Source organism: Pseudomonas sp. MF09150 (genome assembly GCF_059862355.1).
This window is the reverse complement of record NZ_JCBCUS010000007.1, coordinates 58,105-73,639: the sequence shown is the minus strand read 5'-3', so window position 1 is coordinate 73,639 and position 15,535 is coordinate 58,105. Positions and strand designations below refer to the sequence as shown.

Below are 15,535 nucleotides of genomic sequence, written 5' to 3'. Positions count from 1 at the left end.
CGAGGGTAGGCAGGGAGTGGCCGAATCTGCAAAGGCAGGCACCGTCAGCGCCGCTGACAAGCAAGAGCTCGCGCGCTGGAAGATCAAGGACGGTGGGGCTTGAGAGGGTTCCAAGCTGTGTTCCTGCGGTCGCACACAAAAGCCTGACTCCATTCATGCAATGAGAATGGCGTCACATTAATGGCTATTGGATACTGCGAATATCAGGTTGGTCCTGATTGTTCCTAGGGGATTCCCCTAGACGCAGGAACTTTGCCGGCGCTTTGTAGTCGGCGCCAGTAATGTCGTGTTCGTGTGAGATGACGACCGCAGTAAACCATGATGTTAATGTGACATCAATGGTTTTACGTGGCATTTTGTAAGGGGGTCAAGGTCCGGCTTTATCAGCCGATAACTCCCTTTAGTGAATTCATCAGAACACGCCCAGGAGTCATTAATGGCCGGCATTCTCGACACGGTAGATCAACGTACGCAGCTGGTGGGTGAGAATCGCCTGGAAATCCTCATGTTCCGCCTGGCCGGGCGGCAGCTGTTCGCGATCAACGTTTTCAAGGTGCAGGAAGTTCTGCAACTGCCTAAGCTGACCCTGATGCCCCAGCGCCATCCGTTTGTATGCGGTGTGGTCAACCTGCGGGGCCAGACCTTGCCGGTCATCGACCTGTCCCAGGCCATTGGCATGCGCCCGCTGATCCCGGGGCCAAACAGCACCATCATCGTGACTGAATACAATCGCTCGGTGCAGGCCTTCCTGGTCGGCGGCGTCGATCGCATCGTCAACATGAACTGGGAAGCCATCCTGCCGCCACCGACCAGTGCTGGCCGCCAGCATTACCTGACCGCCATCAGCAAGGTCGACGATCAACTGGTGGAAATCATCGACGTCGAGAAAGTCCTGGCGGAGATCGTCCCCTACAACGCCAAGGTTTCCCGCGACAAGCTCGACGATCCGGTGCTGGAGCGCGCCCGTGGTCGCGAAGTGCTGCTGGTGGATGACTCCAACGTAGCGCTGTCGCAACTGCGCGATACCCTGGGCCAGCTCGGGGTCAAGATGCACATCGCCAGTGACGGCCTCAAGGCCCTGAATATGCTCAAGGCCTGGGCCGATACCGGCGTGGTCATGACCGACAAGTTGCTGATGATCTTCACCGATGCGGAAATGCCGGAGATGGACGGTTATCGCCTGACCACCGAGATTCGCAACGACCCGCGCCTGCGTGGCCTGTATGTAGTGCTGCACACGTCACTGTCCGGGAGCTTCAACGACTCGATGGTGAAGAAGGTCGGCTGCGACAACTTCCTCTCCAAGTTCCAGCCGGACAAATTGGTCGACGTGGTGCGCCAGCGCCTGATGCTCGACGAAGTCCCGGCCTGACCTGGCGGCTGCGGGCAGGCGCAAGGCCTGCCCGTGTCGGGTTTTCTTGCATCATCCGGTGGCTCGTATAAGGTGGCGTTTTTGCCCCCCAGGAAGCAGCCATGCGTCTCAGTGCGCTTTATCGATACCCCCTCAAGTCCGGCCAGGGCGAGTCCCTGCAACAGATCACCCTGGACAAACTGGGCCTGGATGGGGATCGACGCTGGATGCTGGTGGATGAAGCCAGCGGCCGCTTCCTGACGCAGCGCGCGGTGGCGCAGATGAGCCAACTCTCGGCGCTGTATAACGAACGCGGCGGCCTGACCCTGAGTGCCCCCGGGCATAGCGCGATTGATGTCGCCTTGCCCGGCGCCGATGCCGAGCTGCGGGGGGTGACCATCTGGCGCGATACCCTGCGTGTGCCGGATGCCGGCGCGGCTGCTGCGGCCTGGGTCAGCGACTTTGTCGGCAAGCCGACGCGCCTGGTGCAGGTGCCGCTGGAGCGGGCCCGTGCCACCGAGGCCGGTTACGGCAAGGACGACGATCAGGTGGCCTTTGCCGATGGTTTTCCGTTGCTGCTGATTGGCCAGGCGTCCCTTGAAGATTTGTCGCAGCGTGTGGGGCGCCCCCTGGAGATGCTGCGTTTTCGACCCAACCTGGTGATCGAGGGCAGCAGCGCCTATGCCGAGGACGGCTGGAAGCGGGTGCGAATCGGCGATATCGAGTTTCGGCTGGTCAAGCCATGCGCGCGCTGCATTCTCACCACCATCGACCCGCAGACCGGCAAGCGCAGCGCCGACCGCGAGCCCCTGGCCACCCTGCAGCAGTACCGGGCCCAGGAAGACGGTGCAATGTTCGGGCAAAACCTGGTGAACGACAGCAACGGTCGGCTTGAAGTCGGGATGCCGGTCACCGTGCTCGAATAACCCCTGATCCTGAAATGCAAAATGCCCGTATCGCAGGATACGGGCATTTTTTTGTGCAGTGTCCGGTGTTCGGATCAGCCGCGGTACTCGCACAGGTAGGCGGTATCGACCGCGACCTTGAGCTGGAACTTGCTGTTGGCCGGAACATTGAACTGGCTGCCGGCGGCGAAGGTTTCCCAGCCGTTGCTGTCAGGCAGCTTGACGGTCAGGGCGCCGGAGACCACGTGCATGATTTCCCGTTGCGCGGTGCCGAACTCATATTCGCCCGGAGCCATGACGCCGATGGTGGCCGGACCTTCGGCCGTGCCGAAGGCAATCGACTTGACGGTGCCGTCGAAGTACTCGTTGACTTTAAACATGGGCGATTCCTCTAGAAAAAGGGTCAAAAAGGTCGGCCAGTATGCACAAGGGCATTAGGGGCGTCACCTGTTGCCCGCAGGCTCAGGCCGGAAGAATCAGTGGCAGCAGGCGCGCGGTATTGCGCGCGTCCTCCAGGGCCCGGTGTTGCTGGCCGCTGAACTGCATTCCCGCCAGTTGCAGCGCGCTGTTGAGGCCCATGGGCCGTTCCAGGCGCCGGGCCTTGGCGAAGCGCTGCTTGAGGTTCATGTGGGGCACCTGGCTCAGGTGGCTTTGCAAGTGCAGTTGCTGCCATTCCTGCAGCAGTTGCTGACGATCGTAATCGCCCCAGCTGGCCCAGCCGTGCAAGCGCTCGTGGTGCGGGCTGAGCCAGCGCTCGAACTGCGGCCAGACCTCGCTCAAGGGCGTCGCCGCGTCGATATGGGCCTGGGTGATGTGGGTCAGTTCACGGCAGAAGGGCGTGAGCATCGGCCGCCGCGAGGGCCGGACGAAGCGTTGAAAGTGATCCAGTTCGCGGCCTTCCCGGTTCACCAGGGTGGCGCCGATCTCGATGATTTCCATCTCGCTCACCGGCCAGCCGCCTTCATCGGTGGTGGCTTCCAGATCTATTACCAGCCAGTGGGGCATCGCAAATTCCAGCCTTGAACATCCAGATGAGGCATGAGCGTAGCCAAAGCCGGCGTATCCGCCTAGCGGCTTATTCCACCTCCAGCAGAATCTGGCGGTTTTTCACCTGGTCGCCCAGGCTCACCTGAACCCGTTTGATCACCCCGTCGATGCCGGCCTTGAGCGGGTGTTCCATCTTCATCGCTTCCAGCACCAGCAGCAGTTGGCCCTTGCTCACCGGCATGCCCTCGCTGACCAGCACATCGACAATCGCCCCGTCCATGGGCGCCTTGAGGGTGCCCGTCTCGGCGCTGGCCTGGCCGGCCACCGGCGCGTGGGTCAGGTCCTGCACGTGCAGGCTGCCGGGGCCGGTGCCCAGCCAGAGGTGCTCGCCCTGCAAGTGGTAGGCATGGCGCCGCTGCACGCCGTTGACCTCGACCCGGGCCCAGCGCCCGTCCTGCTCCAGCAGTTTGAGCTGAAGGGTCTGCTCTGCCAGGTGCACCTGCACCGTGCCCGCCGGCAACGGGCTGACCGCGATCGACCAGCTTTGCAGCTCATGTCCCAGGCGGTAGTGCAGGGCCGGGTTAGGGGTGTTGCGCCAGCCCGCCAGGCCTGTGGGATGGGCGCCGCTGGCCTGTTGGTAAAACAGCGCGGCGGCGATGGCCAGGTGTTCGGGGCTGGGGGGCAGAGCTTGCAGGCTCGGGTCATCGGCGCAGTGCTCGGCAATAAAGGCGGTGCTGAACTGGCCGCTGACAAATCCCGGATGGGCCAACAGATTGGCCAGCAGCCGCTGGTTGCTGGCCAGCCCCAGCAGCACCGAATCCTCCACGGCCCGCAGCAGCTTGCGCCGGGCGTCTTCACGGGTGGCGCCATGGGCGATGAGCTTGCCCAGCAGCGGATCGTAGAAGGGGCTGACCGATTGGCCCTCAAGCAGGCCATGGTCGATGCGCACCCCTGGGCCCGAGGCGGGCTCCCAGCGCTGTACCCGGCCGGTCTGGGGCAGAAACTGCTGCGCCGGATCCTCGGCATACAACCGTACTTCGATGGCATGGCCCGTGAGCTGCACCTGCTCCTGGCGCAAGGGCAGGGGCAGGCCGGCGGCGACCTGCAACTGCCAGGCCACCAAATCGAGGCCGGTGATCAGCTCGGTGACCGGGTGTTCGACCTGCAAGCGGGTGTTCATCTCTAGAAAATAGAACTGCCCGCGCGCATCCAGCAGAAACTCGACGGTGCCGGCACCGACGTAATTGACCGCACGCCCGGCCTGCAAGGCGGCCTCGCCCATGGTCTGGCGCAGTTCGGCAGTCATCACCGGGCACGGCGCTTCCTCGATGACTTTCTGATGCCGGCGCTGGATCGAACAATCGCGCTCGCCGAGGTAGATCAGGTTGCCGTGCTGGTCGCCGAACACCTGGATCTCGACGTGCCGCGGTTCGATCAACGCCTGTTCCAGAATCAACTCATCGCTGCCAAAGGCATGCAGTGCCTCCGAGCGGGCGGTGCGCAGTTGCTCCTGCAACTGTCCGGGCTGTTGCACCAGGCGCATGCCGCGCCCGCCGCCACCGGCGCTGGCCTTGATCATCAGCGGGTAGCCGATGCGTTCGGCCTCGGCCTGCAAGCGGGCATCGTCCTGCTCGGCGCTCTGGTAGCCGGCAATGCACGGCACACCCGCCGCCAGCATCGCCAGTTTGGACAGGCGCTTGCTGCCCATCAGCTCGATGGCTGCGGCGCTGGGGCCGATAAAGGTCAGGCCGGCCGCCTCGCAGGCGCTGGCGAACGCGGCGTTTTCCGAAAGAAAGCCGTAGCCGGGGTGAATCGCATCGGCGCCGCTGCGGCGGGCAGCGTCCAGGATCGCGGCACTGTTGAGGTAGGACTGTTGCACCGGCGCCGCGCCGATATTTACCGCTTCATCGGCCATACGCACATGCAGGGCGTCGGCATCGGCATCGCTGAACACCGCCACGGTGCGATAGCCCAGGGCCTGAGCCGTGCGCTGGATACGGCAGGCGATTTCACCACGGTTGGCGACAAGGATTTTGCTGAAGGCACGCATGGGGGGCTCCCTGAGGTGGTAGTTCTGGCGAAGCCGGCTTCAGCATCAGTGGCTGGCCGGCCACTGGCTCAACGGGCCCAGGCCGGTTTGCGTTTTTGGACAAAAGCCAGGGTGCCTTCGACCCCTTCGGCGCTGACCAGCGCCTGGCTGAACTGCTCGGCGGCGCGATCCAGCAGCGAGGGCAGGGCTTCTTCGGCACTGGCCAGAAGCAGGGCCTTGGTCGCGGCATTGGCCTCTGGGGCGCAGCACAGGACGTGGGCCAGCACCTCGTCCAGGCGTTCCGCCAGGGCCTGGGGGTCATGCTCGACAAAGTGCACCAGCCCCAGGCGTTCGGCTTCGTTGCCGTCGAAACGCGCAGCGGTCAGGGCCAGGCGGCGGGCCTGGGTAAGGCCGATACGTCGGACCACAAAGGGGGCGATCTGCGCCGGCAGCAGGCCGAGGCTGGTTTCGGGCATGCCGAACTGCGCCTGGTGGTCGGCAATCGCGATGTCGCTGACACAGGCCAGGCCGAAACCGCCACCGAGGACCGCACCTTGCAGGACCACGATCAGGACCTGGGGCACCTGTTGCGCCTCTTCGAGCAAGGTGCCAAAGGCGCGATTCAGCTCGCGGTAGGCGCTCGGGCCCTGGGCGCGGGCGGCGGCCATGTCCTTGAGGTCGCCACCGGCGCAGAAGTGCCCGCCGGCGCCGCCCAGTACCAGGGCGCGCACGCTGCGATCGTCCCCCACGGCAGCCAGGACCGCGCGCAGTTCGGCGACCATCTGCAGGCTCATGGCATTGCGGCTGTCCGGGCGATTGAGGGTGATGTGCAGCACGCCGTTGTGGGGTTCGAGCAGCAGGGTCTGGCATTCGGGCAGGCGGCTCATTTCTTTTTCCCCGGGAGGATGCCCATCAGTTTGCAGATGATGCCCAGCATGATTTCGTCGGCGCCGCCGCCAATCGACACCAGGCGCACATCGCGATAGGCCCGGGCCACGGGGTTATCCCACATGAAACCCATGCCGCCCCAATATTGCAGGCAACTGTCGCTGACTTCGCGTCCCAGGCGCCCGGCCTTGAGCTTGGCCATGGACGCCAGGCGGGTCACGTCCTGGCCCCGCACGTACTGCTCGGTGGCTTGGTAGACCAGGGCTCGCAGGCATTCGATCTCGGTTTGCAGTTCGGCCAGGCGGAAGTGGATCACCTGGTTGTCGATCAGCGCGTTGCCGAAGGTCTTGCGCTCCTTGCAGTACTCGATGGTGCTGTCGACGCAGTACTCCAGGCCCTTGAGCATATTGGCCGCGCCGAACAGCCGCTCCTCCTGGAATTGCAGCATCTGCATCATGAAACCCGCGCCCTCGTGGCCGATGCGGTAGCGCTGGGGCACCCGCACATTGTCGAAAAACACCTGGGCGGTTTCCGAGCTGCGCATGCCGAGCTTGTCCAGGTGCGAGCTGAGGCTGATGCCCGGGGTGTTCATCGGCACCATGATCAGCGACTTGTTGATATGGGGCTTGTCGTCCGAGGTGTTGGCCAGCAGGCAGATAAAGTCGGCGCAGGGCGAGTTGGTGATCCACATCTTGCTGCCGTTGATCACGTAGTCGTCGCCATCCTTGCGGGCCGTGGTCTTCAGGCCCGCCACGTCGGAGCCGGCGCCGACTTCGGAGACGCCGATGCAGCCCACCTGTTCGCCGCTGATGGCGGGGCGCAGGAATTGTTCACGTAACTCATCGGAGCCGAACCGCGCCAGGGCCGGGGTGCACATATCGGTCTGGACCCCGATGGACATCGGGATGCCGCCGCAATGGATGGTGCCGAATTCTTCGGCGGCGACGATCGAATAGCTGTAGTCCAGGCCCATGCCGCCGAATTTCTCCGGCTTGGAAATGCCCAGCAACCCCAGCTCGCCGGCCTGGCGAAACAGCTCGTGGATCGGAAAGCGCCCGGCTTTCTCCCATTCCTCGACATGGGGGTTGATCTCGCGCTCGACAAAACTGCGCACGGTGCGCCGCAGCGCTTCATGTTCCTGGGTGAAGATCATTTTTATTGTTCTCCTGAGGTTGAGTCACACCGCGTCAATCCTGATTGCCCGAACTCCCGACCTGTAGCCGCTGCCGAAGGCTCGGGCCGCGTTCGGCAGCGGCTACAGGGCATTTCGTTTCAAAACCGTGCTACGCCGAAGCTGTTGGGTTGCAACTGGCGAACCTCGGCCTCGTGGCAGATATCCAGCAGGTAACCCAGCAGCGTACGGGTGTCCCGGGGGTCGATCAGCCCGTCGTCCCACAGGTTGGCGCTGCCATACAAGGCGCTGGACTGGCTGTCGAGCTTTTGCGCGGTGGCCTGTTCCAGCATGTCGAGCATCTTCGGGTCGGCGACCTGGCCTTGCTTGGCGTGCTTGGCCTCGGTGACGATGCGCAGCACCTTGCCAGCCTGGGCGCCGCCCATCACCGCCGTGCGGCTGTTGGGCCAGGCGAAGATAAAGCGCGGGTCCAGGCCGCGCCCGCACATGGCGTAGTTGCCGGCGCCGTAGGAACCGCCGACGACGATGGTCAGCTTGGCGACCCGGGCATTGGCCACCGCCTGGATCATCTTCGCCCCATGCTTGATCACCCCTTGCTGTTCCGACTCGGTGCCCACCATGAACCCGGTGGTGTTGTGGAAAAACAGCAGCGGAGTGCGGCTTTGATCGCACAGCTGGATAAACTGCGCGGCCTTGCTCGCACCTTTGGGCGTGATCGGCCCGTTGTTGCCGATAAAGCCGCAGGCCCGGCCCTGAATCTGCAAATGGCCGCAAATGGTCTGCTGGTCGAACTCGGCCTTGAACTCCAGGAAGTTCGAGGCATCGGCCAGGCGCGCGATGATTTCCCGCACGTCGTAGGGTTTTTTCGGGTCGTCGGGGATCAACCCCAGCAACTCGTCGATCGGGTACAGCGGTTCGGCGTAGGGGCGCGGGGCAGCCACTGGCAACTGGTCGTTCCACGGCAGCAGGCCGACGATTTCGCGGGCGATGCGCAGGCCATCGGCGTCGTTCTCTGCCAGGTACTCGGCGGTCCCGGCGACCTGAGCGTGCATTTGCGCACCGCCCAGTTCTTCATCGGTGGCCACTTCACCGGTGGCGGCCTTGAGCAGCGGTGGCCCGGCCAGAAACAGCTTGGCCTTGCCGCGCACCACCACCACGTAATCCGACAGCCCCGGTTGATAGGCGCCGCCGGCAGTGGCTGAACCATGGACCACGGTGATCTGCGGCAAGCCCATGGCCGACAGGCGCGCCTGATTGGCGAAACTGCGTGCGCCTTCGACGAAAATCTCCGCCGCGTAGTTGAGGTTGGCCCCACCGCTCTCGGCGAGGGTCACCACCGGCAATTTGTTTTCCAGGGCGATCTGCTGCAGGCGCAGGGATTTTTTCAGGCCGCTGGGGGAGATGGTGCCGCCCTTGATCGCACTGTTGTTGGCCACCACCAGCATGCGCACCCCGCACACGTAGCCGATCCCGGCGATCAGGCCGCCACCGGCCTGGCTGCCGTCCTTGTCGTCATGCAGCTTGTAGCCGGCCAGGCTCGCCAGCTCCAGGAACGGCGCTCCCGGGTCCAGCAGCAAATTGAGGCGTTCACGGGGCAGCAATTGTCCTCGCTGGGCGAACTTCTCCTTGGCTTGGGCGGCCTTGTCCAGCAGGTTCTGCTCCAACTGGCGGATCTGCGCGATGGCGGCCAGCATCGCCTCGCGGTTCTGCGCAAATGACGGGCTGTGCGGGTCGAGCTGGGAGTGGATCACCGGCATGGCTTACTCCTCGTCCTTGAGTACGTCCGGCAGGTACGCACGGTGGAAACCGTTGTACGCCGGAGCACCGCGTTGCGCCTTGTGCAGCGGCCAGGCGCGGCTGCCAAGGCTGGCGGCGCCGTCGATGCGCAGGGTGCTGCCGCTGATAAAGGCCGCCGCCGGGCTCAGCAGAAACACAATCGCCGCGCTGACTTCCGACTCGCTGCCGATGCGTTTGAGGGGCACGTGTTCGCGCAAGGTCGGGATCACCGCCTTGAAGGCGCCTTCATAGGTGTCCATGCCGCTGGAGGCGATCCAGCCCGGCGCCACGGCGTTGACCCGCACCCCGGCGTAACCCCATTCGAAGGCGGCGGTCTTGGTCAGGTTGTCCATCCCCGAGCGCGCCGCGCCGGAATGGCCCATGCCCGGCATGCCGCCCCACATGTCGGCGAGCATGTTGACGATGCTCCCGCCGTGCTTGCTCATGGACTGGTTGAAGACTTCCCGGGCCATCAGGAAACCGCCTACCAGGTTGGTGCGCATCACGGTTTCAAAACCTTTCTGATTGATCGACGCCAGCGGCGAGGGGTACTGCCCGCCGGCGTTATTGACCAGGCCATGAATCGGCCCGTGGTCGGCGATCAGCTCGGCCACCAGCGCTTTCACTGCCTCTTCATCGCGAATATCGCAGGCTTGCCAACTGGCCTTGCCACCGTCCTCGGCGATCTCCCCGGCCACCGCTTGCAGCTTCTCGGCCTTGCGCCCCACCAGCAGCACATGGGCGCCCAGCGCCGCCAGTTCATGGGCGGTGCAGCGGCCGATACCGCTGCCGCCGCCGGTGACCAGCACGGTCTGGCCGCTGAACAGCCCAGGTTTGAATATCGAGTCGTAAGCCACGGCGGCTCCTTTGCGTCAATTGACGGCGTCAGCGATGCCCTGGGGCACCGGGATCTGGATTTCCAGCAACTGCTGGGCGAAGGCCTTGCCTTGCGGGTCGATCCGCAGGCTGGCCACGCCACCGCCGCCGAGGGCGTTTTCCAGCAGGAAGTTGAGGCTGTGGCTGCCCGGCAAGTACCAGCGTTCGACCCGGCCATGCAGCGGATCGAGCACGTGGCTCATCCAGTCCACCAGCACTTCCGGGGTCAGGGCTTCGGCAATCCACGGCAGGTACTCGGCGCTGCGAGCCATGACCCCGATATTGCTGTGGTTGCCTTTGTCGCCGGAACGCGCCACTGCCAGTTTGATCAAGGCCACGCTGGCGTCGGCGCGCCCTTCGGGCTTGGGCACCGGGTGCGGGGCGGGCAGGGCCGCCGGGTCGAGGGCGTCGACGGCGGGCAGGGCGCAGGGATGCTGCCGCCCGGCGAAGTCGATGCTTAACGGGCAGGCCTGTTTATCGATCAGGAAGGAGAACAGGCGGATCAGCGGATACACCGTCGGCCGGCCGCCGACGATCCCGGTCAGGCCCGGCGCCATGCCGGTGGCGGCCTGGGCGATCTCCCGGGAAAACAGGACCAGGGCCTGCTTGCTCGGATGGCGCACCGCCAGTTTGATCACCACTTCACGGCTGTCCTGGCGCTGGCCATGGGGACCATAGGTGGCTTCGCTGCCCAGCAGTTCGATGTTCACTTCGCTGTAGGGCGCCCAGCCGCGCTGGCTGAACATCTCGCTGGTCTTGTCGATGATCGCCTGGCTGACCCTGCGTGCCTTGGCGACGGCGTCGATGCCGGCCATCAGGCAACTGGCGGTGCAGCGAAACCCGTCGAGGTAGGTGGCGCTGACCTTGTACTGGGCCGTGGGCGGCAGGCCCTTGGCGCCGTGCACGCTAACCGCCTGCTTGCCCTGTGGCCGCAGCCGGACCTGGCTGAAGTCGCAGACTACATCCGGCAGCAGGTAGGCACGCGGGTCGCCGATCTCGTAGAGCAACTGTTCGCCGACGCTCAGGGGGCTGATCAGGCCGCCGCTGTGTTCGACCTTGCTCACCACGAACTGGCCGTCGGCCGCGACTTCGACGATAGGGAAACCGATGTGTTCGTAGTCCGGTACCTCGCGCCAGTCGGTGAAGTTGCCGCCGGTGCATTGCGCTCCGCACTCGATGATGTGCCCGGCCAGGGCGGCCTGGGCCAGTTTGTCGTAGTCCTGCCACGACCAGTCGAACTCATGCACCAGCGCCGCACTGACCACCGCGCTGTCGACCACCCGCCCGGTAATCACGATGTCGGCGCCCAGGCGCAGTGCTTCGACAATCCCCGGGGCGCCCAGGTAGGCATTGGTCGAGACGCACGTTGCCGGCAGGGGCGCACCGCTGAACATCTCGTGGAGGCCGGCATCGCGCAGTTGCTTGAATTGAGGTTGCAGGTCGTCGCCCAGCAGCACGGCGATCTTCAGCTCGACCCCGGCTTTGTCGCAGGCGGCTTGCAGAGCAGCGGCGCAGGCCTGGGGGTTGACCCCGCCAGCGTTGCTGATGACCCGGATCCGCTGCTGGGCAATGGTCGCCAGCAGCGGGCTGAGGACGTCGACAAAGTCGGTGGCGAAGCCGGCCGTCGGATCCTTCATGCGGGCACCGGCCATGATCGACAGGGTGATTTCGGCCAGGTAGTCGAACACCAGGTAATCCAGGTGTCCGCCCTCCACCAGTTGCGCGGCGGCACTTGAGGTGTCGCCCCAGAAGGCGCTGGCGCAGCCGATGCGTACGGTCTTGGTCATGGCAGGGCTCTCGGGTAAAAGAACTGCGAGGAGACTACCAAGCAAGCGCTTGGTTTGTAAATGCGCAAGGTATCTTCGACCCGAGCGCTTGCTTGGTCGCCCCCGGAGGCTTAAATTGCGCGCGCAACCCGCCTGTTTTCAGGGGCGGCAGCGTATTTCTGATTGGCTGAATGTAGGAGAGAACCCGTGGACGAGCAAAAAGCCTTGCAGGCCATACGCGAGCTGGTCGCCAACGGGCAACTGACCGACCCCGACAGCGCCCGGGGCAAGCTGCTGCAAACCGCCGCCCATCTGTTTCGCAATAAAGGCTATGAGCGCACCACGGTGCGTGACCTGGCCAGCGCCGTGGGCATTCAATCGGGCAGCATTTTTCACCACTTCAAAAGCAAGGACGACATCCTGCGCGCGGTGATGGAAGAAACCATCCACTACAACACCGCGTTAATGCGGGTCGAACTGGCCGCGGCCGGCAGCGTGCGCGAGCGGGTGCTGGCGCTGATTCGCTGTGAATTGCAGTCGATCATGGGCGGCAGCGGCGAAGCCATGGCGGTACTGGTGTACGAGTGGCGCTCGCTGTCCGCCGAGGGCCAGGCGCAAGTGCTGGCGCTGCGCGATATCTATGAGCAGATCTGGTTGCAGGTGCTGGGCGAGGCCCGGGAAGCGGGGTATATCAAGGGCGATGTGTTTATCACCCGGCGCTTTCTGACCGGTGCCTTGTCCTGGACCACTACCTGGTTTCGCGCCGATGGCAGCATGACCCTGGAGCAACTGGCCGAGGAAGCGTTGACCCTGGTGCTCAAGGACCGGTAGCCCAAGCCATCATTGTTTGTTGCAAAAGTTGTCGAAGTGCTTGAAACCGCCTAGCTTACTTGCATTCCCCCCGATCTTTTTTGAGGTGTGTTGCCTTGATGTCCTTGTCCATGCGTACGGCCACGCACATCGCGTTATTGGCGTTGGTTGCGCTATGGATGGGGCCGGTAACCGCGGCGCAGTTGGTACGGGTCGCGGCGGCGCATTTTCCGCCGTACACCGTACGCCCCGAACAGGGCGCCGACACCGGGCTCCTGCCGCAATTGGTGGAAGCCTTGAACCAACTGCAAAGCGACTACCAGTTCGTTCTGGTTCCCACGTCCATCCCCCGGCGCTTTCGTGATTTCGAGCAGGGCCGCGTGGACATGGCGATTTTTGAAAACCCCGCCTGGGGCTGGCAGGACATCGCCCACACCAGCGTCGACATGGGCCTTGAGGACGCAGAGATTTTCGTCGCCCAGCGCACGCCGCAGCGGGGCCAGGAATACTTCAACGACCTTTCCGGCAAGCGCCTGGCGCTGTTCAGCGGCTACCACTATGCCTTTGCCCACTTCAACGCCGACCCCAAGTACCTGGCGCAAACCTTCAACGCCACGCTGACGTACTCCCACGACAGCAATTTGCTGATGGTGCTGCGCGGACGTTCCGACATTGCCCTGGTGACCCGTTCCTACCTCAGCGACTTCCTGCTGCATAACGCCGATGACGCCCCGCAACTACTGGTGTCCGAGCGCATCGATCAGGTGTATCACCACTACGCGCTGATCCGTTCCAAAGCGCCGATCAGCGGCGAAGCCTTCGGCCAGTTGCTCCAGGGCCTGCGCGACAACGGGCAGATGCTGAAGATCTTCGACCCCTACCGCATCGTGGTGAGTCCGGTGGCCCGTCGCTGATTGCGCCAGATGGCCGACGCCTGGCGTTGAAGGCTAAATTTTTGCTCTCCGATCACGTCACTTGCTTGAACTGTCGACGATTATCGTGAGCCCGACCCATGTCCAACCTGAACGATCTGAGCGCCCTGGCGTTGCCCCAGGGGCAGCGCCTTGCCGCCGATGAAACCGCCACCTGCCTGAGCCTGATACTGGAAGGGCAGTTGCTGATCCAGCTGCGCCTCGACCGTGAGGAACAGACCCAGGTCCACCTGCTGCAACTGCACCAGCGGCCGTTGGGCCAGGCGATCTGGGCCGCCTGCTACTGGTTGTTCGCCCGCGACCCGAGCTGCCAGAGCCTAACCTGGTACCTGCCCGAGCGTCCTGATGAGGCGTTGCGCAGCGGGCTGCTGATAGCCGGCGAGCACGCCGAGCAGTACCTGTGCCAGCGCACCCTGTTCTGGCAGTTGCCGCAGCCCTGGCTGGGCGACTCGCTGACGGGCAGTTATCCACAGCAGATGATCATCAGCGACGGCAAGCGTCACCCTCGACGTCCGGTCAAGCCCCGGGGTGAAGTCTATCGACGCTTCGATGCGCGGTTGGGGGCCTGGGTGTCGTTGCGCACCCTGGAGATCGAGAGCGACCTGGCGCGCTTCAACCGCTGGCAGAACAACCCGCGGGTCCTGAGTTTCTGGCAGGAAGGCGGCAGCCTCGAGCAGCACCGCGAATACCTCGACAAGCTCCAGGCCGACCCCCACACCCTGACCCTGATCGGCTGTTTCGACGACCAGCCGTTCGCCTACTTCGAAGCCTACTGGGCCAAGGAAGACCGGATTGCACCGTTCTATGACGCCGACAATTACGATCGCGGCATTCACATGCTGGTGGGAGAAGAGGATCAGCGCGGCCCGCACAAGGTGGCGAGCTGGTTATCGGCGTTGGTGCATTACCTGTTCCTCGACGACCCGCGCACCCAGACGGTGGTTGCCGAGCCGCGCGCCGATAACGCGAAGATGATCGGCTACATGCACAACCAGTGTTTTCACTGCGAGAAGGAGTTCGATTTTCCCCACAAGCGCGCGGCCTTGATGATGTTGGGGCGTGAACGCTTTTTCGATCATTGCTCCCTGCTGTAATCCCGGGAGCGGGCTTGCCGGCGAGGGCGGTGCAGTTTTCTGCTCCGGGCCCTGGTCGGCTGCAAGCGAGTTGCTGACCTCAGGAAGAGGCGGGGCTCAACGGCGGGCGTAGGTATCGGCGCGGTTGCCCGAGACCTTGCGGCAGTGCACCAGGGCATCGCGAATCATGAAGTTGACCAGGGTCGGCGAGACGCCGAGCTCCTTGGCGATGTCCTTTTGCGGCACACCGTGCAGGCGGTACATCTCGAACGCATAGCGGGTGCGACTCGGCAGCTCGGTCAAGGCGTCGGCGATGTGTTCCAGGGTCGAAAAATTGATGTGCGAGGTTTCCGGGGACGCGCCATGAATGACCACATTCAAACCTTCCTCTTCAGTGCCTGAGTACTTCTGCTCCAGCGCCTGCTTGCGGTAATGGTCGATCGCCAGGTTGCGCACGATCTGGAACAGATAGCTGAGCTGGGCCTTGAACGATGAAGTGATCTGCGGTGCCGACTGCAATCGGAAGAACGCATCCTGCACCACGTCTTCGGCGCGCGAGCGGCAGCCCGTGATGCGCGCGGCAATCTTGACCAGAATCAGGCGGTTATCGACAAACGCCTGGAGAAGCGGTGAATCACACTTGCTTGTGGATACTTGTTCCGTCATGGAAATCACCTTGTTGCAGGGAGGTAAGTGGGACGACAGAAGATTGGGACTCGTCCTACACATCGAGCGACAAATTAGGTCTAATGATAATGATTGTCAATTGAGAAAGAGAATTAATGCTCTTGGTGGGTGCAGATTGAGAACTGCTGCACGTCTGACCCCGGCGCCGAGCCTTGAGAGCGCAGGATGGCGACTAATTATTTCAAGACGTCATCCGTTCTCATTGGAGAAAGGTCACGGGCCAAGAGCCTTGTCATGCAGCGCTTAAAACCTTCCGTATATCGGCATAACCCTTTGTTTATAAATGGGTTGTGAGGCGCTCGGCAGCTCCCGGATCGACACCA

Annotated in this window: 14 protein-coding genes; 5 read left to right on the top strand and 9 right to left on the bottom strand. The window is 63.6% G+C overall.

The genetic code is table 11. The annotated features are described in order from the left end of the window. The first annotated feature begins 436 nt into the window (after nt 1-436). Both AC19YX_RS23945 and AC19YX_RS23940 read left to right on the top strand, forming a co-directional pair. Entirely contained in the window at nt 437-1,372 is a 936-nt protein-coding gene (locus AC19YX_RS23945; RefSeq protein ID WP_020299733.1) for a chemotaxis protein CheV, read from the top strand. A 101-nt stretch (nt 1,373-1,473) separates the two neighbouring features. Continuing rightward, nucleotides 1,474-2,277, top strand: coding sequence for an MOSC domain-containing protein (locus AC19YX_RS23940; protein ID WP_421548363.1), 804 nt, complete (start codon nt 1,474-1,476; stop codon nt 2,275-2,277). Nucleotides 2,278-2,351: 74 nt separating this feature from the next. On the opposite strand, the gene ppnP is transcribed toward AC19YX_RS23940, so the two are convergent. The 8 genes from ppnP to AC19YX_RS23900 all read right to left on the bottom strand — a co-directional run bounded on the left by ppnP (nt 2,352) and on the right by AC19YX_RS23900 (nt 11,731). Beyond that, nucleotides 2,352-2,636, bottom strand: a complete 285-nt coding sequence (gene ppnP, locus AC19YX_RS23935) for a pyrimidine/purine nucleoside phosphorylase (protein WP_020299735.1) — start codon at nt 2,634-2,636, stop codon at nt 2,352-2,354. Between the two features lie 82 nt (nt 2,637-2,718). Continuing rightward, nucleotides 2,719-3,261 carry a 3'-5' exonuclease gene (locus AC19YX_RS23930; RefSeq protein WP_078470631.1) on the bottom strand — a complete coding sequence of 181 codons (543 nt, stop codon included), beginning with the start codon at nt 3,259-3,261 and terminating at the stop codon, nt 2,719-2,721. Between the two features lie 70 nt (nt 3,262-3,331). Then, nucleotides 3,332-5,293 carry an acetyl/propionyl/methylcrotonyl-CoA carboxylase subunit alpha gene (locus AC19YX_RS23925; RefSeq protein WP_500607195.1) on the bottom strand — a complete coding sequence of 654 codons (1,962 nt, stop codon included), beginning with the start codon at nt 5,291-5,293 and terminating at the stop codon, nt 3,332-3,334. Nucleotides 5,294-5,361: 68 nt separating this feature from the next. Beyond that, on the bottom strand, nt 5,362-6,159 hold the full coding sequence (locus AC19YX_RS23920; RefSeq protein ID WP_201131872.1) for an enoyl-CoA hydratase/isomerase family protein: 798 nt from the start codon (nt 6,157-6,159) through the stop codon (nt 5,362-5,364). After that, nucleotides 6,156-7,313 (bottom strand): citronellyl-CoA dehydrogenase, encoded by a 1,158-nt coding sequence (atuD, locus tag AC19YX_RS23915; RefSeq protein ID WP_078470628.1) that lies wholly within the window; start codon nt 7,311-7,313, stop codon nt 6,156-6,158. The genes AC19YX_RS23920 and atuD overlap by 4 nt, the downstream gene beginning before the upstream one ends. A 119-nt stretch (nt 7,314-7,432) precedes the next feature. Further along, on the bottom strand, nt 7,433-9,049 hold the full coding sequence (atuC, locus tag AC19YX_RS23910) for a geranyl-CoA carboxylase subunit beta (protein WP_078470627.1): 1,617 nt from the start codon (nt 9,047-9,049) through the stop codon (nt 7,433-7,435). A 3-nt stretch (nt 9,050-9,052) separates the two neighbouring features. After that, complete coding sequence (locus AC19YX_RS23905; RefSeq protein ID WP_500607194.1) at nt 9,053-9,925, bottom strand: SDR family oxidoreductase; 873 nt, start codon at nt 9,923-9,925, stop codon at nt 9,053-9,055. A gap of 15 nt (nt 9,926-9,940) precedes the next feature. Beyond that, nucleotides 9,941-11,731, bottom strand: coding sequence for an acyclic terpene utilization AtuA family protein (locus AC19YX_RS23900; protein WP_500607193.1), 1,791 nt, complete (start codon nt 11,729-11,731; stop codon nt 9,941-9,943). 186 nt (nt 11,732-11,917) lie between these two features. Between AC19YX_RS23900 and AC19YX_RS23895 the strand changes: the two genes are divergently transcribed. The 3 genes from AC19YX_RS23895 to AC19YX_RS23885 all read left to right on the top strand — a co-directional run bounded on the left by AC19YX_RS23895 (nt 11,918) and on the right by AC19YX_RS23885 (nt 14,546). Further along, entirely contained in the window at nt 11,918-12,541 is a 624-nt protein-coding gene (locus AC19YX_RS23895) for a TetR/AcrR family transcriptional regulator (protein WP_020299743.1), read from the top strand. A gap of 98 nt (nt 12,542-12,639) precedes the next feature. Next, nucleotides 12,640-13,434 (top strand): substrate-binding periplasmic protein, encoded by a 795-nt coding sequence (locus AC19YX_RS23890; RefSeq protein WP_500607192.1) that lies wholly within the window; start codon nt 12,640-12,642, stop codon nt 13,432-13,434. 98 nt (nt 13,435-13,532) lie between these two features. Further along, nucleotides 13,533-14,546: a GNAT family N-acetyltransferase gene (locus AC19YX_RS23885; RefSeq protein ID WP_500607191.1), complete on the top strand. Its 1,014-nt coding sequence runs from the start codon at nt 13,533-13,535 to the stop codon at nt 14,544-14,546. Nucleotides 14,547-14,642: 96 nt separating this feature from the next. Here the strand turns inward: AC19YX_RS23885 and AC19YX_RS23880 are convergent, their stop codons facing one another. Continuing rightward, nucleotides 14,643-15,191 (bottom strand): RNA polymerase factor sigma-70, encoded by a 549-nt coding sequence (locus AC19YX_RS23880; RefSeq protein ID WP_020299746.1) that lies wholly within the window; start codon nt 15,189-15,191, stop codon nt 14,643-14,645. Nucleotides 15,192-15,535 lie beyond the last annotated feature (344 nt).

Bases quoted from the DNA above. Each gene is read 5' to 3' on its own strand.
- AC19YX_RS23945 (WP_020299733.1), top strand. From the start codon at position 437: ATGGCCGGCATTCTCGACACGGTAGATCAACGTACGCAGCTGGTGGGT.
- AC19YX_RS23940 (WP_421548363.1), top strand. From the start codon at position 1,474: ATGCGTCTCAGTGCGCTTTATCGATACCCCCTCAAGTCCGGCCAGGGC.
- ppnP (WP_020299735.1), bottom strand. From the start codon at position 2,636: ATGTTTAAAGTCAACGAGTACTTCGACGGCACCGTCAAGTCGATTGCC.
- AC19YX_RS23930 (WP_078470631.1), bottom strand. From the start codon at position 3,261: ATGCCCCACTGGCTGGTAATAGATCTGGAAGCCACCACCGATGAAGGC.
- AC19YX_RS23925 (WP_500607195.1), bottom strand. From the start codon at position 5,293: ATGCGTGCCTTCAGCAAAATCCTTGTCGCCAACCGTGGTGAAATCGCC.
- AC19YX_RS23920 (WP_201131872.1), bottom strand. From the start codon at position 6,159: ATGAGCCGCCTGCCCGAATGCCAGACCCTGCTGCTCGAACCCCACAAC.
- atuD (WP_078470628.1), bottom strand. From the start codon at position 7,313: ATGATCTTCACCCAGGAACATGAAGCGCTGCGGCGCACCGTGCGCAGT.
- atuC (WP_078470627.1), bottom strand. From the start codon at position 9,049: ATGCCGGTGATCCACTCCCAGCTCGACCCGCACAGCCCGTCATTTGCG.
- AC19YX_RS23900 (WP_500607193.1), bottom strand. From the start codon at position 11,731: ATGACCAAGACCGTACGCATCGGCTGCGCCAGCGCCTTCTGGGGCGAC.
- AC19YX_RS23890 (WP_500607192.1), top strand. From the start codon at position 12,640: ATGTCCTTGTCCATGCGTACGGCCACGCACATCGCGTTATTGGCGTTG.
- AC19YX_RS23885 (WP_500607191.1), top strand. From the start codon at position 13,533: ATGTCCAACCTGAACGATCTGAGCGCCCTGGCGTTGCCCCAGGGGCAG.
- AC19YX_RS23880 (WP_020299746.1), bottom strand. From the start codon at position 15,191: ATGACGGAACAAGTATCCACAAGCAAGTGTGATTCACCGCTTCTCCAG.